The organism is Mesorhizobium japonicum MAFF 303099 (genome assembly GCF_000009625.1).
Classification (GTDB): Bacteria; Pseudomonadota; Alphaproteobacteria; order Rhizobiales; family Rhizobiaceae; genus Mesorhizobium; species Mesorhizobium japonicum.
The window spans coordinates 2,439,795-2,459,372 of sequence record NC_002678.2 but is presented as its reverse complement, the minus strand read 5'-3'; the positions used below and the strand labels follow the sequence as shown (position 1 = coordinate 2,459,372).

The window sequence follows — 19,578 nt, the reverse complement described above, 5'->3', positions numbered from 1 at the left end:
CGTTCCTTCTGAATTGGTCAGCCTTTGACCGCGCCCGCCATCAGCCCGCGCACGAAATAGCGGCCGGCGACGACATAGACGATCAGGGTGGGCAGGGCCGCGATCATCGCGGCGGCCATATTGACATTGTATTCGACGACGCCGGTCGAGGTGTTGACGACGTTGTTGAGCGCCACCGTCATCGGCATGGCGTCGCCGGTGCCGGCATAGGCCGAGGCGAACAGGAAGTCGTTCCAGATGTTGGTGAACTGGTAGATGACGGTGACGACGAAGATCGGCATCGAGTTCGGCAGCATGATGCGGCGGAAGATCTGGAAGAACGAGGCGCCATCGACCTGTGCGGCCTTGATCAGTTCGTTCGGGAACGCCTCGTAATAGTTGCGGAAGAACAAGGTGGTGAAGCCGATGCCGTAGACGACGTGGACGAAGACCAGATTGACCGTCGAATTACCGAGGCCGAAGCTGGTTCCGACGGAGTTCTGCAAGCCCACGCCGAAGCGGCCGACGCTGCCAAGGATCGTCGCCATCGGCAGCAGCACCGACTGGAACGGAATGAAGCAGGCGAACAGCATCAGGCCGAACACCAGCGTCGCGCCGCGAAAACGCCATTTGGTCAGCACGTAGCCGTTGAGCGCGCCGAGCATGGTCGAGATCAGCACGGCCGGAACCACCATCTTGATGGAGTTCCAGAAATAGCCCTTGATGCCGGCGCAGGTGAGGCCGACGCAGGTCTCGCCCCAGGCCTTCAGCCACGGGTCGAAGGTCGGCGCCTTGGGCAGCGCCAGCATGTTGCCGTTCTGGATTTCGTCCATGGTCTTGAACGAGGTGACCAGCATGACGAAGAGCGGCATCAGGTAGAACAGCGCGAACAGCGCCAAAAGCCCGTAGATGACGACGCGGTTGGCGATCTTGGTGTTGATGCCGCCGGAGGCCTGGCGGGCAGGGGTGGCGACAGCGGTCATCGCGGCTTCTCCCTGAGTTCCGAATAGAGATAAGGCACGATGATGGCGACGATGGTCATCAGCATGATCACCGCACTGGCCGAACCGACGGCCATCTCGTTGCGCTTGAAGGTGTACTCATACATGAAGTTGGACGGTAGCCAGGCCGAGCCGCCGGGGCCGCCGCTGGTCAGCGCCACGACAAGGTCATAGGACTTGATGGCGAGGTGGGCGAGCACGATGAAGGCCGACAGGAAGATTGGCCGCAACAGCGGAATGACAATGCGGCGGTAGAGTTGGAAGGTGGTGGCGCCGTCGATCTGCGCCGCCTTCATGATCTCGCCGTCAATGCCGCGCAGGCCGGCCAGGAACATCGCCATGATGAAGCCGGAGGCCTGCCAGACGCCGGCGATGACCACGGTGTAGATGACGAAATCCTTGTTCTTGATCCAGTCGAAATGAAAGCTCGTCCAGCCCCATTGATGCAGCGTCTGTTCGAGGCCGAGACCGGGATCGAGGAACCATTTCCAGGCGACGCCGGTGACGATGAAGGACAGCGCCATCGGGTAGAGATAGATCGGCCTCAGCACGCCTTCGCCGCGGATCTTCTGGTCGAGCAGGATGGCCAGGAACAGGCCGAGCGCCAGGCAAATCAGGATGTAGAGAAAGCCGAAAATGCCCATGTTGGTGATCGACGTGTACCAGCTCGATGGCGGGTCGGTGTCGAAGGTCCAGCCCCATAGCCGCTGATAGGCGCGCGGACCGGTGATGACATAGGACGGGAAGGTCTTGGAATTGGTGAAGGACAGATAGATCGTCCACAGGATGAAGCCGTAGACGAAGACAATGGTGATGGCGAAGCTCGGCGCCAGCACGATCTTCGGCAGCGCGTCCTGCAGGCGTGAGCGCACAGAGGGGCGTGACCGCTCCGGCGTCAGCTTGATCTGGCTTGTTGCTATCGTGCTCATAAGCTCCTCCCGTTTCGGGTCGTCCGTGCTCTGCCGGCTGGCGGCAAGGCGGCCCCGTGCATACGGGTCTTCAGTCGGCATGGTGTCGAGCCGGCCAATCCTGGGATAAAACCTTCCCCGCCGAAGCGGGGAAGGTGATTTCGAACGTTGCGCTTACTTGGCGTCGTCGATCGCCTTGACCAGTTCGGTCACGGCCTCGTCCGAAGTCTTGATCTGACCATGGACGAACTTCGAGACGACATCCTTGTAGGCATTGGCGACAGCCGGCGGGGCGCCATAGCCCTGGGCCAGCGAGCCGAACAGCGTGCCGCCTTCATTGGCTTTCTTCAGGTCGGCGATGCCCTTCTTGCCGCAAGCGTCGAAGTCGGTGTCCGGAACGTCGGTCCGGGCCGGAACCGAACCCTTGACGACGTTGAAGGCCGACTGGAAGCTCTTCGACAAGGTGGCGGTGGCCAGTGCGACCTGGGCGGCCTTGCGGTCGTCCGGAACGTTGAACATGCCGAACATGTCGGAGTTGTAGATCACGGAGCCGTCGGTGCCCGGGAAGCGATAGCACAGGAAGTCGGTGCCCGGGGTCTTCTTGGCGGCGTGGAACTCACCCTTGGCCCAGTCGCCCATGACCTGCACCAGGGCATCGCCCTTGATGACCATGGCGGTGGCAAGGTTCCAGTCGCGGCCCGAGAAGTTCGGGTCGACATAGGTGACGAGCTTGGCGAGGTTGTCGAACGACTTCTTCATCGTGTCAGACTTGAGCGAAGCGTCGTCGAGGTCGTTGAAGGCCTTCTTGTAGAACTCAGGCCCGCCGGTCGACAGCACGACCGAGTCGAACATGGTGGCTTCCTGCCAGTTCTGACCGCCGAGAGCGAGCGGGATCACGCCCGCGGCCTTGGCCTTGTCGAGCAGGGCGACGAAGTCGTCGAAGGTCTTCGGCTCGGTGCCGCCGATCTTGTCCATGACGGCCTTGTTGATCCACAGCCAGTTGACCGAGTGGACGTTGACCGGAGCCGCGACCCACTTGCCTTCATAGACCGAGAACTTCTGCAGGGCTGCCGGAACCGACTTGTCCCAGCCTTCCTTCTTCGCCGTCTCGGTCAGGTCGCCCATGACGCCGGCCGCCGCATAGTCGAGCACTGTGTAGCCGAGCATCTGCGAGGCGGTCGGGTAATTGCCGGCCGCGACCATCGCCTTCAGCGCGGTCATGGCAGCGTCGCCGCCGCCGCCGGCCACCGGCACGTCCTTCCAGGCAAAGCCTTCCTTGGCCAGGTCGCCCTTCAGCACGTTGAGGGCGGCCGCTTCACCGCCCGACGTCCACCAATGCAGCATCTGCACTTCCTTGACGTCCGCGGCATGCGCCGAGAAGGCAAAGCTCGTCGCGAGAGCCGTTCCGATAAGCAGTTTGCGCAACATGTACTTCCTCCCTTGTTGCATTAAACGACCGGTGGAAGCCCACCGGGTTCTTCCCAACTCAGCCGACCCACCATCCGGTGCGCTGGCCGCGATGAAACTGGATTGTCTTTTCCTCGGTATAGTCCTCGACAGCGCGTTTGCCGAGTTCGCGTCCGAGACCGGACTGCTTGTAGCCTCCGAAAGGCAGCTCGGGATAACCTTCCATGAATGTGTTCACCCAAACCGTTCCCGAACGCACCCCACGCGCCACCGACATGCAAGTGTCGATGCTGGCGCTCCACACACCTGCGGACAGACCATAGGGCGTGTTGTTGGCGATGTGCAACGCCTTTTCAATCGATTCAAAAGTGAGCACGGAGAGCACCGGTCCGAACACTTCCTCGCGTGCGATGGCCATGTCCTCGGTGACGCCACGAATGATGGTGGGGTCGAGATATTGGCCGGCATTCGAGGCCAGCTGCTTGCCGCCGCTATAGACATTGCTGCCTTCGCCTGCCGCTGCCGTGACGTAATCTGTCACCTTGGCCAGATGGTCGGACGAGATCATCGCGCCGACCTTGGTTTGATCGTCGAGCGGGTCGCCGACCGTCACCCTGGCGGTGAGCGCCTTGACGGCGCTGAGAAAGTCGTCGGCGATCGCCTCGTGTACGATCAGTCGGCTGCCGGCATTGCAGCATTCGCCGGCATTGAAGAAACCGCCGAACACCGCCGCGTCGGCGGCAGCCTCGAGGTCGGCATCGGGAAAGACGATCTGGCCGTTCTTGCCGCCAAGTTCCATCGAGACCTTCTTCAGCGACTGCGCGGCGGACGCCATTGTCATCTTGCCGACGCGGGTAGAGCCGGTGAAGGAGACCATCTCGACCAGGGGATGGCTGACCATCGGCGCGCCGACATCGGCGCCCAGTCCGGCAAGGATGTTGACGACGCCGGCGGGCAGGCCGGCCTCTAGCAGGATGTCGCCCAGCACGAAGGTCGAGGCGGAAGTCATTTCGCTCGGCTTGACCACCGCCGTACAGCCTGCGGCTAGCGCGAAAGGCAGTTTCTGGCTGACGATGAGGAACGGGAAATTCCACGGCGTGATGATCGAGACGACGCCGATCGGTTCGCGCAAAACGACGCCCAGCATCGCGTCGCCGAGATTGGCGTAGCTCTCGCCGTGCAGCGTGCGGGCGAGCGAGGCGCCGTAGCGCCAGATGTCGACGGCGCCGCCGATCTCGCCGCGCGCCTGGGCGATCGGCTTGCCGGATTCCAGCGCATCGAGCCGGGCGATGTCTTCCAGCCGCGCCTCAATCAGATCGGCCGCCCTGAACAGGATCGCGGCACGCTCGCCGGCCTTCATGCGTGGCCATGGTCCGGTCTCGAACGCTTTGTGCGCGGCCTGCACGGCCGCTTCGACCTCGGCCTCGCCGGCCTGCGCATAGCGCGAGACGGTGAAGCCGTGGCCGGGGCTCTTGCGCGCAATCGTGCGGCCGTCACGGGCATCGACATGCTTGCCGTCGATCAGCAGCCGGTAATTTTTCGGCGCTGCCGAGGCCTCGGCGGGCATGGCGATGTTGAGGGGTGCGTTCATCGGGACTGTTTCTCTAGCTTCTTGAGAATACCGGCATCTGCTTGGCCTTGAAGGCGTCGACACCGGCCTTGAGGTCGCCGGTGAGCGCGATAAAGCCGCTGGCCAGCGCTTCGGTAGCGGCCGCACTTTCCTCGCCCTCGGCCACCGCGATCATCAGCTTGGCCGCTTCCGTCGCCAGCGGGCCGCGCTCGGCTATTTTTTCCCCCCAGGCCTTGGCTTCGTCGAACGCCCTGCCGGTCTCGACAACGCGGTCAACGATAGCCAAAGCCAGCGCGTCGGCAGCCAGAAAAACCTCGCCACCCAACGCCATGCGCCGCACGGTCTGCGCACCGAAGCGGCGCACCGCGCGCTGCGTGCCGGACCAGCCCGGCACGACGCCGATCGAGGTTTCGGGGAAGCCCAATTTCACATGCGCCTCGGCGACCCGGAAATCGCAGGCGACGGCTAATTCCAGCCCGCCGCCCAGTGCATGGCCGGACAGCACGGCGATGGTCGGCTGCCGCAACCGCGCCAGCCGGTCGAAGACGCGGTGGCCGTAGCGCACCCATTGCACCTGGAAGTCGGCAGCGCTCATTGCGCCCCAGGCCTCGACATCGCCACCGGCGCAGAAGCCCTTGCCTTCGCCGCGCAAGAGCACGGCGCGTACGCCTTCGGCCAGCTCCGCCTCGTCGAGCGCGGCTTCGAGCGCGCGCAGCATCGGGATGTCCAGCGCGTTGAACTTTTCCGGGCGGCGCAAGGTGACAATGCCGATGGCGCCCTCGCTTTCGAAGGTGACGAGAGGCTCAGCCATGCGCGCCTCCGAGCGAGGCGCCGCCATTGAGCGACAGGCCGATCGGCCGATCCTGGTAGAGCGCCGCCGGCGTCACCTTGAGGTCGTTGGCGACACCGAGCGGCATCTCGGCCTGCGCCAGCACATCGCGCTCGAGGTCGATGCCCGGCGCCAGTTCCATCACCATCAGCCCGTCGGGTGTCAGCTTCATCACGCAGCGCTCGGTGACATAGGTGATGTCCTGCCCCTGCGCGACCGCGCGCTTGCCGGAGAAGGAGATGTGCTCGACCTCGTTGACCACCTTCTTGACCTTGCCTTCCTGGTCGATGCGGATGCCGCCATCGGCCAGGGAGAGTTTTGCCCCGGCATTGAAGAAGCCGGAGAAGACGATCTTCTTCGCCCGCGCGGTAATGTCGACAAAACCGCCGGCGCCGGCGGTGACATGCGGCCGCGCCGACAGTTTCGACACGTTGACCGAGCCGTGGCGGTCGATCTGCAGGAAAGACAGCAGCGAAGCGTCGAAGCCGCCGGCCTGGAAATAGATGAACTGGTGCGGCGAGGGCATGATCGCCTCGGCGTTGGAGGCGCAGCCGAACTTGAAGTCAAGCAGCGGCACGCCGCCGACGGCACCCTGTTCGATCACCCAGGTGACCTTGCCGTGCTGGCCTTCTTCCAGGAGGATGCGCGGCACATTGGCCGAGATGCCGAAGCCGATGTTGACGGCCATGCCGTCGCGCAGCTCCATGGCGACGCGGCGCGCAATCACCTTCTGCACGTTCATCTCGGCATTGCGGAAGGTCGACAGCGGCCGGAAGATCTCGCCCGAAATCGCCGGGTCGTAAGGCGTCAGCGTCGTCTGCAACTGGTCGGGAGCCACCACGATATGGTCGACCAGCACGCCCGGCACACGCACATCATGCGGCTTCAGCGTGCCGTTCTCGACGACGCGCTTGACCTGCGCGATGACGATGCCGCCATTGTTGCGTGCGGCGAGCGCCTGTTCGAGGCCGCCGAGATAGGCGCCCTCATGCTCATAGGTGAGATTGCCGCGCTCGTCTGATGTGGTGGCGCGGATGATCGAGACGTGAGGCACGATCGAGCGGAAATAGAGCCATTCCTCGCCATCGAACTGCTGCACTGAGACGATCGGCTCGCTGGCGGCCGCGTTCATGGCGCAGCCCTGATGGCGCGGGTCGGCAAACGTGTCGAGACCGACCTTGGTCAGCACGCCCGGCCGTTTGGCGGCGGCCTCGCGGTGCATGTCGAACAGGATACCGGACGGCACGTTGTAGGCGGCGACCGAATTGTCGCCGATCATCTTCCAGATCTGCGGCGGCTCGGCGGAGGAGGGGCCGGACGGATAGGAACCGCACAGCGTGCGCTTCAACAGGCCCGGCTTGGCCAGATGATCGATGCCCTTGATGCCGTACATGTCGCCGGCGGCGATCGGGTGCATCGTGGTGATGTTCTTGGGATGGCCTTCCATGTCGAAACGTTCGCCGATGGCGGCCAGCACCGCGTCCGGACAGCCAAGGCCGCTCGACGACGAGACAGATACCGTCATGCCGTCCTTGATCAGGCCGGCTGCCTGTGCCGCTGAAACGACCTTGCTCACTTCATGCTCCCGAGTTTCGGGTCGATCTTGACGGCCTTGCCGGAACTGGCCGATTGCAATGCCGCCTCGGCCGATGCCAGCGACCAGATGCCGTCCTCGCCGGTGGCGGCGGCCTCGCCCTTGCCGAGGATCGCGGCATGGAACTGACGCACCGATCTGACGTAGAGATCCTCGCGGTCGAAGCTCAGCTGCTCCTCGCCCTTGGCCGTACGCAGCAGCACCGAGCCGTCCGGTTTCTGGGTCATCACATCGCTGGCGATCAGCGAGCCTTCCGAACCATGCACCTCGAAGCCGGTGCCGGCGAATTTGGTGGTGAAGCCTTCATGCGACTGGGCGATGAGACCCGACTTGAAGCGCCAGATGCACATGGCGCCGTCTTCCAGCCCGCCGCCGGCCATGCCGGCCGATTGCGTGAAGGCCGAAACCTCGACGGGATCGTCGCTGAGCACGAAGCGCAGCGTGTCGGCATCGTGCACGGTGATGTCGAGCACCACGCCGCCACCCGCTTCCGGTTTGGTGATGCGCCAGCCCTGCAGGGTCTCCGGCAGATAGACGGCATGGAAGACGCGCGCGGCGATCGGCTTGCCGATGTGCCCCGTTGCGATGGCGTCACGCATGGCGCGATGCGGGCCGGCGTTGCGCAGATGATGATTGGTGCCGAGCACGATGCCGGCCGCCCTGGCTGCCGAGACCATCTTGCGGGCGTCGGCGCTGGTCAGCGCCAGCGGCTTCTCGCACAGCACATGCTTTCCCGCCTCTATGGCGGCCAGCGCCTGTTCGAGATGCAGTTCGTTGGTGGTCGAGATGTAGACGGCGTCGATGTCGGAGTTCAGCAAGGCATCTAGAGAGGATACAGCGAGCGGAATGCCGTTTTCCCCGGCATAGGCCGTGGCGCGTTCCGGATTGGAACTCATCACCGCCGCGATCTCGCCCCCCTCTTGCGCGCGAATGGCGTTGATCATGAATTGCCTGGCGATCGTGCTGGCGCCGATCAGCCCCCATTTGACACTCACGCGGCGCCTCCCGTTCCCGCCAGCCTGTTTCGCGTGCGGAGATCCGGACCGCAGCTTTCCCTGACCACGAGATTGACCGCGCCGATATGGTCTTCGGCCCGCGTGGTGCGCGACTGGATCAGCTTGAGCATGACGTGGGCGGCGCGCTCGCCCAGGCCGGCTGTATCCACCGCGACGCTGGTCAGCGCCGGCATGTAGTGTTCGGCCTCGACCACATCGTCGAAGCCGACGACGGCGAAATCCGGTCCCGGCTCAAGCCGACGCTTGCGCAACGCCAGCATCACGCCAAACGCGACGGCATCGTTGAAGCAGAGGGCCGCGGTCGGAGGCTCAGCCATTGTAAGGGCGGTTTCCAGGCAAGCGAGGCCGCCTCTGCGGTTGGTTTCGCCCTCGACGACCAGCACATCGCGGGCAGCGATGCCCAACGTCTCGCAGGCTTCGCGAAAGCCGCCCAGCCGTTCCTGATAGACCACCAGATCCGAGGTGCCGCCGAAGAAGGCGAGCCGGCGATGTCCTTTGGCGATCAGATGAGCCGCGGCAAGATAGGCGCCGCGATGATTGTCGGGCGCGATCACAGGGATGCGGCTTTCAGGCAGGCGGCGCATGGCGAAGACCACCGGCACGCCCGCCAACTCCAGCCGCCGGAAAGCGCCTGGCGTGGTGCCGCGCGCCGGTGACACGATGAGGCCGGCGACGCCTTGTTCCATCAGCGACTTCAGCACCTCTTCCTGGCGCACCGGATTCTCCGCCGTATTGGCGATGAAGGGCACGATGCCGGCCGACTGGAAGACGCGTTCCATGCCGACCGCCAGCTCGGCGAAGAACGGGTTGGTGAGGTCGTTGATGACCATGCCGATGACATTGGAATGGGCCTTGCGCAGATTGGCGGCGCCGCGGTTGTAGACATAGCCGACATCCTCGATCGCCTTGCGCACCTTGACCGCGGTTTCAGGCCGGATCAGCCCGCTGCCCTGGAGCACGAGCGATACCGTAGATTTGGACACGCCCGCCTCACGGGCAATGTCGAATATCGTGGCCTTGGCCCGGCTGGCCATATCGATGCGTCCTCCCAGTTTTCCCAACCAATCTATTGGAACGTTCTAATCCTTGGTTCAATCCTGAGTCAACCGCGAATTTTTCTCAGTCCGCAAACCTGATTGTTCGTACTCAAATGGCCCACCTAGAAAGGCTTTCCGTGCTGCAACGCAGCATTTTCCGCCAAACTCGCCCTGCATCTTAAAGGTTCTTGATTTATTGGAACGTTCCATTTATAGGCGCTGCGAAGGGGAGAGGTCGATGGATATTGTCTTGCCTGGTGAAAATGGCCGCAGCGCCCGTTACGCGCTGGTCGGACAGCCGGTGCAGCCGGCGGTCGGCGCGCGGTTCTCGCGCATCGCCTATGCCGCCGCGCATGTCGTTGCCGATCCCCTCGAAATGACCGATCCATGGTCGCGGCCCGCGGTCGACTGGGACAGGACAATGGCGTTCCGCCGTCATTTGTGGCGGCTCGGCTTCCGCATTGCCGAGGCGATGGACACGTCGCAGCGCGGCATGGGTTTCGACTGGGCCAATGCGAAGGAATTGATCCGCCGGTCGATCGCCGAGGCCCGCACTGTCGAAGGCGCCGATCTTGCCTCGGGCGCCGGAACCGACCATCTGGCGCCGGCCGCCGCCACCAAGCTCGACGATGTGATCGCGGCCTATGACGAGCAATTCGCTTTCATCGAAGGGCAGGGCGGCAAGGCGATCATGATGGCCAGCCGCGCATTGGCGGCCGTCGCAAAGGGTCCGGACGATTATGCGCGCGTCTATGACCGCATCTTGAGCCAGGCCTGCGGCAAGGTCATCCTGCACTGGCTGGGGGACATGTTCGACCCGGCCTTGAAGGGCTATTGGGGCAGCGGCGATTTCGAGACAGCGCTCGATACGGTGGTCGCCATCATCGAACGCCACGCAGACAAGGTCGAGGGCATAAAGATATCGCTGCTCGATGCCGGCAAGGAGGTCGCGTTGCGCAACCGGCTGCCGGACGGCGTCGTGATGTTCACCGGCGACGACTTCAACTATCCCGAATTGATCGCCGGCGACGGCAACAGGCATTCGCACGCGCTGCTTGGCATTTTCGACGCCATCGCGCCGGTCGCCAACGCTGCCCTGGCAAGGCTCGCCGAGGGCGACCGCGCCGGCTATGACGCACTGATGGCGCCGACGGTGCCGCTGTCGCGAAAAATCTTCGAGGCGCCGACCGAATATTACAAGGCCGGCATCGTCTTCATGGCCTGGCTGAACGGCCACCAGGACCATTTCACCATGGTCGGCGGCATGCAGTCGGCGCGCGGTATCCGCCACTATGCCGAAATCTTTCGCCTTGCCGACCAGGCCGGCCTGCTGGCCGATCCGGACTTGGCGGTTGCCAGGATGAAGGGTCTCTGCGCCGTTGCGGGTATCCCGCAATAATCTGGGCTCGTGCCTGATCCATAGTCCTCTTTTCGTCTATGATTGACAACGCACGCGTGCGATTTCGGGAGGCCGCGCTGTCGATGAAGCTGAGGATTTCCATCGTTTTCGCGGGTTTGCTGGCGGCATTTCCCGTATCCGCTGCGCAAGGCGGTGACGGCGTCGATCAGGCCGCGGCCAAGGCGGCCCTGCTCGAAGCCTATCCCGGTCTTTTCACCATCTCGGGCAACACGCTGACGTGGTCGGATGGTGCCACGATGGTGTGGGACGATGGCAAGGCACGCACGCCTGAGGACCTGATCAAGTCCCCCGATATCGAGGACATGTTCCACTACGTCTATCCGACGGTCAGTGCCGGCGACCTTGTCCCTGATGTGGATTTCGATCCCGGTCGTGTTCGCAACGAGGCCTTTTTCAAGAAACTTTATGGCGCCAGTGCTGCAGCGGTGGGCAAACACGTAACGAGCATCAAATGGCTGCCAAAACTGGGCATGTATCCGGTTCGAGTAAGTTCACTCTTCGATATCGATACGCGCCTCGCTAAGATCTCGAATGCCTTGCAAGACATGCCGGCCGACACAAGCCGCTACGGTCTCAAGCCGGGCGGCGGGTTCAACTGGCGGGCCATCGCCGGCACGGACCAACTCAGCGTCCATTCCTTCGGCGCCGCATTCGACATCAATGTCGGTTATTCCGACTATTGGTTCTGGAGCAAGCCCGACGCCAAGGGCCGGATCCCGTTCAAGAACCGCATACCCTTGTCGATCGTCGCGCTGTTTGAAAAGCAGGGTTTTATCTGGGGCGGACGCTGGTACCACTACGACACCATGCATTTCGAATATCGGCCTGAATTGCTGATCTACAGTAAGAAGCAGGGATAGCCGACCCCTTGGATGCCTCACCGACGGAATTTCAGCGCAATGTGTCGATTGTTTGGTTTGGATGGTGGGCGTGACAGGGATTGAACCTGTGACCCCTGCAATGTCAATGCAGTGCTCTCCCGCTGAGCTACACGCCCATCCGACGTCGCGCATACACCATTTTTGGTCCGGCGCGTCAATAGCGAGAAAAAGGAAAGAAAGCGTCGTCTCGCCGCACCGGCAAACAAGTGCCGATGGCTAAAGCGCGCCGCGTCTAAACGGACTCAGGCGACGCACTCTAGATCTTTGTTTTCATGCATGTCGTTCCCCCAAAACCGGGGCCACTTTCGCGCAACATGCGTTCGCCGGGAAGGCGGCTCAGGCCGCGTGCAGCATCTTCTCGACCTCGTTGACGAGATCGCGCAGGTGAAAGGGCTTCGACAGCACCTTGGCGTCTTTCGGCGCCTTGGAATCCGGGTTCAGCGCAACGGCGGCGAAACCGGTGATGAACATGACCTTGAGGTCGGGATCGATCTCGGTGGCGCGACGCGCCAGTTCGATGCCGTCCATCTCCGGCATGACGATGTCGGTCAACAGCAGCGAGAACGGCTCCTCGCGCAGCCGCTCATAGGCGCTGGCGCCATTGTCGAAATCGCTGACCTGGTAGCCGGCGCGTTCCAGCGCCTTGACGAGGAAACGACGCATATCGTCGTCGTCTTCCGCCAGAAGAATGCGTGCCATGATATCCCGTCCGAATCACCCGCCCGAGACTGCCGCCCAGGCAGCCCGTTAACCATCCTGTATATGAGGAGGTGACGGTAAACATCAAGTGAACGCGGCGAAGCATTATCCGTATTCGGCAAGGCGACGCGCGTGGCGAAATGCTGGACATGCGGCCAGCAAGATGGCACTTTCATACGATGATGCATCGGTGTTTTCGGGTTCGTGCAAATTGAAGACGGCAGCCGAGGATTTTTCGGTCGTTCAACCTTTCGAAATCCGATCGGGCGTCGAGCAGCGCGTCCCCTTCCTGTTCAACTCACCGCATAGCGGTCGCTACTATCCGGAACGCTTCCTCGCCATGGCGAGGCTCGACCGCAACGCCATCCGCCGGTCGGAGGATTGCTACGTCGATGAGCTGTTCGGCGGTGCCGTGGCGCTTGGCGCGCCGATGCTGGCGGCGAATTTCCCGCGCGCCTATCTCGACGTCAACCGAGAGCCGTGGGAACTCGACCCGCGCATGTTTGCCGAGCCGGTGCCGTCCTTCTGCAACATCCGCTCGGCGCGGGTGGCCGGCGGACTTGGCACCGTGCCGAAGCTGGTGGGCGAGGGGCTCGACATCTATTCCGGCCGCCTGCCGCTCGCCGAAGCCGTCGCCCGCATCGAGGCCGTCTACAAGCCCTATCATGAAACGCTGAAGCGGCTTTTGACCAGGACCCATGCCCGCTTCGGCTTTGCCGTGCTGATCGACTGCCATTCGATGCCGGCAAGCATCCGCGTCGGCGACAACGGCCTGCGGCCGGACTTCATCATCGGCGACCGTTTCGGCATCTCGGCCACCGCGGCCTTGACCGAGACGGCGATCGGTCTCTTGACCGCGATGGGCTATACCGTCGCCCACAACAAGCCCTATGCCGGTGGCTTCATCACCGAGCACTATGGCCGCCCGGCGCGCCATCTGCATGCGTTGCAGATCGAGGTCAATCGCGGGCTCTACATGAATGAGCGGACGTTCGAGAAAGTCGCTGGGTTCGACGCACTGGCCGACGATCTGACACGATTTTCAGCGGATCTGATGGCGATGCCCGACCATCACTTCATCGACCTGCCGCTGGCCGCGGAGTGAAATAGCCGGCCCGAGGTGCAGGTGTAAAAAAAGACCGCATCGTTTGCACGATACGGTCGAAGTCTAGGGAGGAAACGCCCAAGGAGGGCATGGACAGGAAACCCTGTCCGAGGTCGAGGGTATTGTGCGGTGCACAAATGTCAAGCGACCTTCAGGCTTTTTTAATTCAGAGTGATGTGGAAATTGCGTTTCCATGACGTTGATGTGACATTTGGGCAACAAATGTCGCGGCGAATAAATCGATAAACAGGCTTGTTTTGGCGGGAAAGTGTCGGCAGAGCCCGGTTGGGCACTCGGCAATGCGGGAGAATCAGTTGGACGTCAGCATCGATTTCATGCGCCGCATCGCGCAGGCGGCAGCGGCCGAGACCTTGCCGCGCTTTCGCGCCCAGGGGGCCGTGGCCAACAAGGAAAAGGGCAGTTTCGACCCGGTCACGGAAGCCGACCGCGAGACCGAACGTGCCATCCGGGCGCTGATAGCGGCGCAGTATCCCGACCATGGCATTCTCGGGGAGGAGCACGGCAGCGAGAACATCTCCAGCCGGCATGTGTGGGTGATCGATCCAATCGACGGCACGCGCGCCTTCATCTCCGGCCTGCCGGTGTGGGGGACGCTGGTCGGACTGACGGTCGACGGCGACGCGGTCGCCGGCATGATGGCGCAGCCCTTCACCGGCGAGCTGTTCTACGCCAACGCCTCGGGCTCGCACTATGAGGGGCCGGGCGGTCCGCGCAAGCTTTCGACCCGCAAGACGACAAGGCTCGATGAGGCGACACTGTTCACGACCACGCCGGCGCTGTTCAAGGGCGAGGCGCGCACGCGCTATGACGCGTTCGAGAAACAGGTCCAGCTCGCTCGCTATGGCGCCGATTGCTATGCCTTCGCCATGATCGCCTCAGGGAGCGTCGACATCGTCGCCGATCCCGGCCTGAAACCCTACGACATCGTGGCGCTGATCCCGATCATCGAGAAGGCCGGCGGCGTTGTCACCACCTTCGATGGCGGACCGGCGGAAAAGGGCGGCGATGTGCTGGCGGCGGCGACGCCGGAACTTCACGCGGCCGCCATGGCTGCCCTGCGCGGCTGATATCTCGCGCTTTCTTTGAAGCAGTTGCTTCAGCGCGATCTGATCGAGCGCTGGAATTCCGCCGGCGTGCGTCCGTAGACCTGTCTGAACGACGCGCTGAAATGGCTGTGGCTGGAAAATCCGAGGTCCATGCCCAAAGCGGTCAGATTGTCGTAGCGGCCAAGCAGGTCGAGCGCGCGCGCCAGCCGCAGCCGCAGATGATAGCGATAGAGCGGCATCGCCTCGACCTGCTGGAATATTTGCGTCAGATAGACCGGCGAGACGCCGACCTCGGCGGCAATCTCGGCCAGCGTCCAGCGCCGCGACAGATCCGACGCCAGCACCAGCTTGGCGCGGTCGACCAGCTTTTGCCGTCCGGGGCTGGCGCCTGCGACGTGCGAAGTGCGCTCGCCGAGCGAGCGCCGCACCAGCGTCAGCGCCAAAGTCTCGGCCTCCAGCGTTTCGGCGACATTGCGGCTCAGGCTGTGGCGCAGCAGCGCCACCAGCGCCTGCGCGCGCGGATCGATGCGCCGGCGCTGGCGGCGAAACGCCAGGGCACCACCGGCGCGCAACTGGTCCTTCGGCGCCAGTTCCCGCAATTGGCCTTCCTCGATGACAAGGTCGAGGCAGGCGTCGCCACCCTCGACAGGGTGGCTGATCTGGTAGGCCTCGGCCTCATTGAAGAACAGCAACTGGTTGGCTTCCGCGACCGCATCATTGCGGCCGACATGGCGCACGAAGACGCCACGATAGGCAAACACCAGATGCGTCGCCCCAGTGCACTCCTCATCGCTCCTATGACGGCATTCGCCGCTGCAGACGACATCCCGCACCCTGACAGTGCCGGTGTCCATAAGGAGCTGAACCTTGAATTGCGACATGGCCGTTGCGCTCATCCCTGATGCCGGAAACTGATTCCGGCATTGCGATGGGCACTTTACTCAAGCGGCCTGCCCAATCCTGTCAGGAGACTTTCTCCCTGGGGCTGCTCAATCCCATGAGCGGCGCCTGAATTCCGAATAGGCCTGGCCGCGTGACAGACCGATGTCCTTGAGCTGTTCGTCGGTCATTTCCAGCAAGGCAAGCCGGCTTCGGCGCTTCTCCATCTGGCGGGTGATCCATTTCGCCGCCGCGATGCATTGGGCGTGCAAGGCTCGCAGGATGGTTTCGGTGTGGACTGGCGGCACCGGAGCCTGGCCAGCCAGGCGTTGCGCCACTGCGTGATCGGTGCGCATGGCTCAATCCTCGCTCACGCCGGCCGCCGAGGCGCCGGCCTCGTTCAGCGCCGTCGCGCATTCCTCGCAGCAGACCTCGACGGTCTTGCCGCCGACCTTGACGCGGATCGGGTTGGCATCCAGCTGGCAATCGCAGGCGGCGCAGGTTTTCTCGGTCATGATCTCATCTCCATGGCGTTCAATTCGACGCATTGAGATGAGCATTTCGGGGCGGGGGCGGGCTGTCAGAATCTTTAGCGGTTTGCCTGCCGCGGGGAGCGGCTGGCCGATCATCCTGACAACGGTGTGTCAGCTATCCGGCCCGAGATGCCGGTCAGGCCGTCGGGTCGTCCGAGCCGGGGATGAAGGCGTCGAAGGCGGCAAGGAATTGTTCGCGGTAGAGATCGACCTCTTGCAGGATTTCGTGCTTGGAGCCGTCGATCATCAGCAGCGAACCGAGCCTCAGGCTTCTGGCATAGGCTTCCACCGCCCTGGTCGAGACGACCCGGTCGGCGCCGGCGGCGATGATCAGCAGAGGCACCTGTATGCGGGCCATGAAGTCGGGGTCGCTGATGGCTTCCGACGCCTTCGCCGCCGCCTGCAGCCAGCGGATCGTCGGACCGCCAAGCGCCATTCGCGGATACTCTTCGTAGATGCGCGTGTTGCGGCGGTAGCGCCGCGGATCCGACGTTACCTTGTTGGCCTCGAACGGCAGCGTGTGTCTGGGCCGTGGACCCCAGGCGGCATAGAGCCGGCCGAGCCCCAAAGCGCAGAAGACCGAACAGACGCGGCGGACCGTTCGGATCGAGACCGGCAGGTCGGGCAACGTCAGGAATGGCGCGATCAGCACCATGCGCCGCACGCGGTTCACCATCGACGGCGCGGCAAGCAGCGCGATCACCGCTCCGGCTGAATGGGCGAGGATGTAATACGGCCCGCGGCAATCGGGCAGCACGATCTCCTCGAAGAACTGCTCCAGATCGGCCGTGTAGTCGCGGAAGGACCTGACATAGCCGCGCTGGCGATCGCGGATCAGCCGGTCGGAATCGCCCTGGCCGCGCCAATCGAGCGTGGCGACACCAAAGCCGCGGGCGGCAAGGTCGCGGATGGTTTCGAAATATTTCTCGATGCACTCGTTGCGGCCGGACAGGAGCACCACGGTGCCCCGCATCGGGCGCGCCACCGCCGCGAAGAGGCCATAGCGGATCTTCTTGCGGTCGCGCGTAATGAAAAAGCCGCCGGTAGCGTTTTCCGGTCGCGGATTGCCCTCAGTTTCATGGAAAAGCGGCGTGTCGTGGAGAAGGTCCGTCATGCGGCGCTTTGTGCTCGGCGTCTTCAGGTGCCAGCCTGTCGCGGCTGGCCTCGTCAAGGTGATAGACGCCAATGCATCAAAAGCAAAGCAAATCCGGGTTGTGCCGGGATCCCAACGGGGAAGGCCGGAAGCCGCTCGAGGGCGTGCTTCCGGCCTCTGTCGATCCGGGAGGAAGGGACGTTAACACCCGGTTCGGCCTCGTTGCGGCGCCTCAGCAAGTCCGGCGCCGCCAATCCTTGATCTTGAGGTCACTCTAGCGGCGGCTGTCTGAACGGGCGCCGAAGCGGCGGTTCATCTGCCGTTCATCAAGCGGCAGTCGGCTCGGATTTTGCCACCCGGCGAAATCTTGAAATGCATTCGAGCGCTCCCCAAATGTGGAATGCGGTCGCCAATGTCGGGGCCGCTGGTCCTGCCGAAACGCCGCTTACGGGTTTCGCACCGGCCATACGCAAACCATGTTGCTCAACAGGAGAACACCTCATGCGTCACGTTGATTTTTCCCCGCTTTACCGTTCGACCGTCGGCTTCGACCGTCTCTTCACCATGCTGGATTCGCTTGCGCAGCCCGATGGCGCGCAGACCTATCCGCCCTACAATATCGAGCGCACCGGTGAGGATTCCTACCGGATCTCCATGGCGGTAGCCGGCTTCTCGGACGAGGAAATCTCGATCGAAGCCCACCGCAACGTGCTGACCGTGAAGGGTGAGCGCAAGGACGAGGGTAACGGTGAAGGCTCCGAGCTGCTCTATCGCGGCATTGCCTCCAGGGCCTTCGAGCGCCGCTTCCAGCTTGCCGACCACGTTGAAGTCGTCGGCGCCACGCTGAAGAACGGCCTGCTCTTCGTCGACCTCAAGCGCAACATTCCCGAGGAACTGAAGCCGCGCAAGATCGCGATCACCTCGGCTCCGGCCAAGGCCAAGCAGATCGAGGCCAAGACCGCCGCGTAATGTAGCCCAGGAATAGAAGCGTCTCCTCCCGAGACAGAAGCGGCGCCGAAAGGCGCCGCTTTTTTGTTGTTCGGAGACCGATTATCCAGCGATCAATTGGCCAAATCGGTCGACTTCCTCGGCTGACGTCGCGAAGCTGGTGACGAAACGATAGAGCAGTTCGTCCTCTCCGATATGGCCGTCAAAGCCGTGCGGCTTGTGCCAGTCGTAGAAGGCGGCGCCGGCCGCCTGCAATTTCGCGGCTTCGGTCTTCTTGATCACGGCGAACACCTCGTTGGCCTGCGGCAGCCAGGCCAGCTTCGCGTGGGCCGAATCCTCGATCGCCGCCGCGAGGCGGGCGGCCATGGTGTTGGCGTGGCGCGCCGTGTCGAGCCATTGGCCGTCCTTGAAATAGGCTTCGAACTGCGCCGCGACGAAGCGCGACTTCGAAAACAGCTGGGCGGCGCGCTTGCGCAGGAAGGCCAGTTCCTTGGCGCGGTCGAGATCGAACAGCACGATCGCCTCGGCGCACCAGCAGCCATTCTTGGTGCCGCCGAAGGACAGGATGTCGACGCCGCGCTTCCAGGTCATTTCGGCCGGCGTCGTGTCGAGCGCCACCAGCGCATTGGCAAAGCGGGCGCCATCCATGTGCAGCGGCACGGAATGCCGTTTGGCGATAGCTGCAATCGTCTCGATCTCGTTGAGACCGTAGATGGTGCCAACCTCCGTCGACTGGGTGATCGAAACCGCCATTGGCCGTCCCCAGTGGACGATTTCGGGCGCGAAGCGGCCAATGGTCCGCTCCAGATTGTGCGCGTCGATCTTGCCCAGTGCGCCGTCGACGGCATGCAAGCGCGCGCCGCCGGAAAAATACTCCGGCGCGCCGCATTCGTCTTCGATGACATGCGATTCGCGGTGGGCGAAGGAAATGCCGCCGGGCTTGTTGAAGGTGGTCAGTGACAGCGAGTTGGCGGCGGTGCCGGTCGCCACGAAGAACACCGCGACCTCGCGTTCGAAAATCTCATTGAAGCGCTGGTAGACCGCCTGGTCGAGCGCGCTGTCGCCATAGGCGGTGGCAAAGCCGCCGGCCGCGGCCGACAGGCCGGCAACGATATTGGGATGGGCGCCTGCCCAATTGTCGGAAGCGAAGAACATGCATCTGCCTATGTCTGGGGAAGATCGGGGTTTTGGGGAAAATCCGCCCGGAGTTGAACGGTTTCATGCGCCAACCGCAAGGGCCAGACGCCGGAAAACCGTTAAAGCCAGCCAAGCCGACAGGGCAGGGATCGGCGACTGAAGCTTACGTTTTCTCTCAACTTCACGAAATTTTATGTCGCGGAACGCTCAAGTTTTTTGTGAATCGGTCTTGTGCGCGTCGGGGAATTCTGCCATAAAAATTTAGGACAGTAGTGCTGTCTTATTTTGTCGCACAAAACAGGCTGGATTGGCGTAACATATTGGCCTCTCCGGCTGTTGCTGCGAGCGACAGGTGGACGGCCAGACTCTGGCCTGTACGATACCAGACGCGAACCATGCGGACAGCCGCCTGGTTCGGCAAGGATTTCGCAAGACGTGCCGCAAGGATCAGGGTGAGCCAAGCGCTTGCCGAGGC

19 protein-coding genes and 1 tRNA gene are annotated in these 19,578 nt (G+C 63.1%); 5 read left to right on the top strand and 15 right to left on the bottom strand.

Features of this window, described 5'->3' with window-relative positions:
- Positions 1 to 17: 17 nt before the first annotated feature.
- From MAFF_RS13030 to MAFF_RS12995, 8 genes are all read right to left on the bottom strand, one after another.
- Positions 18 to 962, bottom strand: a complete 945-nt coding sequence (locus tag MAFF_RS13030; protein WP_010911382.1) for a carbohydrate ABC transporter permease — start codon at positions 960 to 962, stop codon at positions 18 to 20.
- Complete coding sequence (locus MAFF_RS13025) at positions 959 to 1,909, bottom strand: carbohydrate ABC transporter permease (RefSeq protein ID WP_032933746.1); 951 nt, start codon at positions 1,907 to 1,909, stop codon at positions 959 to 961. The genes MAFF_RS13030 and MAFF_RS13025 overlap by 4 nt, the downstream gene beginning before the upstream one ends.
- 153 nt (positions 1,910 to 2,062) lie before the next feature.
- Complete coding sequence (locus MAFF_RS13020; protein ID WP_044548311.1) at positions 2,063 to 3,316, bottom strand: ABC transporter substrate-binding protein; 1,254 nt, start codon at positions 3,314 to 3,316, stop codon at positions 2,063 to 2,065.
- Between the two features lie 58 nt (positions 3,317 to 3,374).
- Positions 3,375 to 4,886 carry an aldehyde dehydrogenase family protein gene (locus MAFF_RS13015; protein WP_044548310.1) on the bottom strand — a complete coding sequence of 504 codons (1,512 nt, stop codon included), beginning with the start codon at positions 4,884 to 4,886 and terminating at the stop codon, positions 3,375 to 3,377.
- A gap of 13 nt (positions 4,887 to 4,899) precedes the next feature.
- On the bottom strand, positions 4,900 to 5,676 hold the full coding sequence (locus MAFF_RS13010) for an enoyl-CoA hydratase/isomerase family protein (protein WP_010911378.1): 777 nt from the start codon (positions 5,674 to 5,676) through the stop codon (positions 4,900 to 4,902).
- Positions 5,669 to 7,270, bottom strand: coding sequence for an acyl CoA:acetate/3-ketoacid CoA transferase (locus tag MAFF_RS13005; protein WP_010911377.1), 1,602 nt, complete (start codon positions 7,268 to 7,270; stop codon positions 5,669 to 5,671). Before MAFF_RS13005 ends, MAFF_RS13010 begins: the two co-directional genes overlap by 8 nt.
- Positions 7,267 to 8,283 (bottom strand): Gfo/Idh/MocA family protein, encoded by a 1,017-nt coding sequence (locus tag MAFF_RS13000; protein WP_010911376.1) that lies wholly within the window; start codon positions 8,281 to 8,283, stop codon positions 7,267 to 7,269. Before MAFF_RS13000 ends, MAFF_RS13005 begins: the two co-directional genes overlap by 4 nt.
- Complete coding sequence (locus MAFF_RS12995) at positions 8,280 to 9,338, bottom strand: LacI family DNA-binding transcriptional regulator (protein ID WP_010911375.1); 1,059 nt, start codon at positions 9,336 to 9,338, stop codon at positions 8,280 to 8,282. The genes MAFF_RS13000 and MAFF_RS12995 overlap by 4 nt, the downstream gene beginning before the upstream one ends.
- Before the next feature lie 241 nt (positions 9,339 to 9,579).
- Between MAFF_RS12995 and MAFF_RS12990 the strand changes: the two genes are divergently transcribed.
- Together MAFF_RS12990 and MAFF_RS12985 are read left to right on the top strand one after the other, a co-directional pair.
- Positions 9,580 to 10,740 carry a dihydrodipicolinate synthase family protein gene (locus MAFF_RS12990; protein WP_010911374.1) on the top strand — a complete coding sequence of 387 codons (1,161 nt, stop codon included), beginning with the start codon at positions 9,580 to 9,582 and terminating at the stop codon, positions 10,738 to 10,740.
- An 83-nt stretch (positions 10,741 to 10,823) separates the two neighbouring features.
- Positions 10,824 to 11,621, top strand: a complete 798-nt coding sequence (locus tag MAFF_RS12985) for a M15 family metallopeptidase (protein ID WP_044550874.1) — start codon at positions 10,824 to 10,826, stop codon at positions 11,619 to 11,621.
- Between the two features lie 62 nt (positions 11,622 to 11,683).
- Here MAFF_RS12985 and MAFF_RS12980 read toward each other — a convergent pair.
- A tRNA-Val gene (locus MAFF_RS12980) sits at positions 11,684 to 11,758 on the bottom strand.
- 220 nt (positions 11,759 to 11,978) lie between these two features.
- Positions 11,979 to 12,341: a cell cycle two-component system response regulator CpdR gene (cpdR, locus tag MAFF_RS12975; protein WP_010911372.1), complete on the bottom strand. Its 363-nt coding sequence runs from the start codon at positions 12,339 to 12,341 to the stop codon at positions 11,979 to 11,981.
- A 163-nt stretch (positions 12,342 to 12,504) separates the two neighbouring features.
- Between cpdR and MAFF_RS12970 the strand changes: the two genes are divergently transcribed.
- Positions 12,505 to 13,446, top strand: coding sequence for an N-formylglutamate amidohydrolase (locus MAFF_RS12970; RefSeq protein WP_010911371.1), 942 nt, complete (start codon positions 12,505 to 12,507; stop codon positions 13,444 to 13,446).
- A 314-nt stretch (positions 13,447 to 13,760) separates the two neighbouring features.
- On the top strand, positions 13,761 to 14,534 hold the full coding sequence (hisN, locus tag MAFF_RS12965; RefSeq protein ID WP_044548309.1) for a histidinol-phosphatase: 774 nt from the start codon (positions 13,761 to 13,763) through the stop codon (positions 14,532 to 14,534).
- A gap of 29 nt (positions 14,535 to 14,563) precedes the next feature.
- On the opposite strand, the gene MAFF_RS12960 is transcribed toward hisN, so the two are convergent.
- The 4 genes from MAFF_RS12960 to MAFF_RS12945 form a co-directional block, all read right to left on the bottom strand.
- A complete protein-coding gene (locus tag MAFF_RS12960; protein ID WP_044550871.1) occupies positions 14,564 to 15,394 on the bottom strand; it encodes a helix-turn-helix transcriptional regulator in 831 nt (276 codons plus the stop codon).
- A gap of 108 nt (positions 15,395 to 15,502) precedes the next feature.
- Positions 15,503 to 15,748 (bottom strand): DUF1127 domain-containing protein, encoded by a 246-nt coding sequence (locus MAFF_RS12955; RefSeq protein ID WP_010911368.1) that lies wholly within the window; start codon positions 15,746 to 15,748, stop codon positions 15,503 to 15,505.
- Between the two features lie 3 nt (positions 15,749 to 15,751).
- The gene (locus MAFF_RS40015) at positions 15,752 to 15,907 is read right to left on the bottom strand and encodes a hypothetical protein (protein WP_164987199.1); all 156 of its coding nucleotides are present in this window, start codon (positions 15,905 to 15,907) and stop codon (positions 15,752 to 15,754) included.
- Between the two features lie 154 nt (positions 15,908 to 16,061).
- Positions 16,062 to 17,039, bottom strand: a complete 978-nt coding sequence (locus tag MAFF_RS12945) for an alpha/beta fold hydrolase (RefSeq protein WP_010911366.1) — start codon at positions 17,037 to 17,039, stop codon at positions 16,062 to 16,064.
- Positions 17,040 to 17,519: 480 nt separating this feature from the next.
- Here MAFF_RS12945 and MAFF_RS12940 point away from each other — a divergent pair, with 480 nt between their 5' ends.
- Positions 17,520 to 17,987, top strand: coding sequence for an Hsp20 family protein (locus MAFF_RS12940; protein ID WP_010911365.1), 468 nt, complete (start codon positions 17,520 to 17,522; stop codon positions 17,985 to 17,987).
- An 81-nt stretch (positions 17,988 to 18,068) separates the two neighbouring features.
- Here MAFF_RS12940 and MAFF_RS12935 read toward each other — a convergent pair whose 3' ends face one another.
- Entirely contained in the window at positions 18,069 to 19,121 is a 1,053-nt protein-coding gene (locus tag MAFF_RS12935) for a threonine aldolase family protein (RefSeq protein ID WP_010911364.1), read from the bottom strand.
- Positions 19,122 to 19,578 lie beyond the last annotated feature (457 nt).

Coding starts and splice junctions, on each gene's coding strand:
- MAFF_RS13020 (WP_044548311.1), bottom strand. CDS start 3,316: ATGTTGCGCAAACTGCTTATCGGAACGGCTCTCGCGACGAGCTTTGCC.
- MAFF_RS12955 (WP_010911368.1), bottom strand. CDS start 15,748: ATGCGCACCGATCACGCAGTGGCGCAACGCCTGGCTGGCCAGGCTCCG.
- MAFF_RS13030 (WP_010911382.1), bottom strand. CDS start 962: ATGACCGCTGTCGCCACCCCTGCCCGCCAGGCCTCCGGCGGCATCAAC.
- MAFF_RS13025 (WP_032933746.1), bottom strand. CDS start 1,909: ATGAGCACGATAGCAACAAGCCAGATCAAGCTGACGCCGGAGCGGTCA.
- MAFF_RS12960 (WP_044550871.1), bottom strand. CDS start 15,394: ATGTCGCAATTCAAGGTTCAGCTCCTTATGGACACCGGCACTGTCAGG.
- MAFF_RS12945 (WP_010911366.1), bottom strand. CDS start 17,039: ATGACGGACCTTCTCCACGACACGCCGCTTTTCCATGAAACTGAGGGC.
- MAFF_RS12970 (WP_010911371.1), top strand. CDS start 12,505: ATGGCACTTTCATACGATGATGCATCGGTGTTTTCGGGTTCGTGCAAA.
- MAFF_RS40015 (WP_164987199.1), bottom strand. CDS start 15,907: ATGACCGAGAAAACCTGCGCCGCCTGCGATTGCCAGCTGGATGCCAAC.
- MAFF_RS13010 (WP_010911378.1), bottom strand. CDS start 5,676: ATGGCTGAGCCTCTCGTCACCTTCGAAAGCGAGGGCGCCATCGGCATT.
- MAFF_RS12995 (WP_010911375.1), bottom strand. CDS start 9,338: ATGGCCAGCCGGGCCAAGGCCACGATATTCGACATTGCCCGTGAGGCG.
- MAFF_RS12940 (WP_010911365.1), top strand. CDS start 17,520: ATGCGTCACGTTGATTTTTCCCCGCTTTACCGTTCGACCGTCGGCTTC.
- MAFF_RS12985 (WP_044550874.1), top strand. CDS start 10,824: ATGAAGCTGAGGATTTCCATCGTTTTCGCGGGTTTGCTGGCGGCATTT.
- cpdR (WP_010911372.1), bottom strand. CDS start 12,341: ATGGCACGCATTCTTCTGGCGGAAGACGACGACGATATGCGTCGTTTC.
- MAFF_RS12990 (WP_010911374.1), top strand. CDS start 9,580: ATGGATATTGTCTTGCCTGGTGAAAATGGCCGCAGCGCCCGTTACGCG.
- MAFF_RS12935 (WP_010911364.1), bottom strand. CDS start 19,121: ATGTTCTTCGCTTCCGACAATTGGGCAGGCGCCCATCCCAATATCGTT.
- MAFF_RS13015 (WP_044548310.1), bottom strand. CDS start 4,886: ATGAACGCACCCCTCAACATCGCCATGCCCGCCGAGGCCTCGGCAGCG.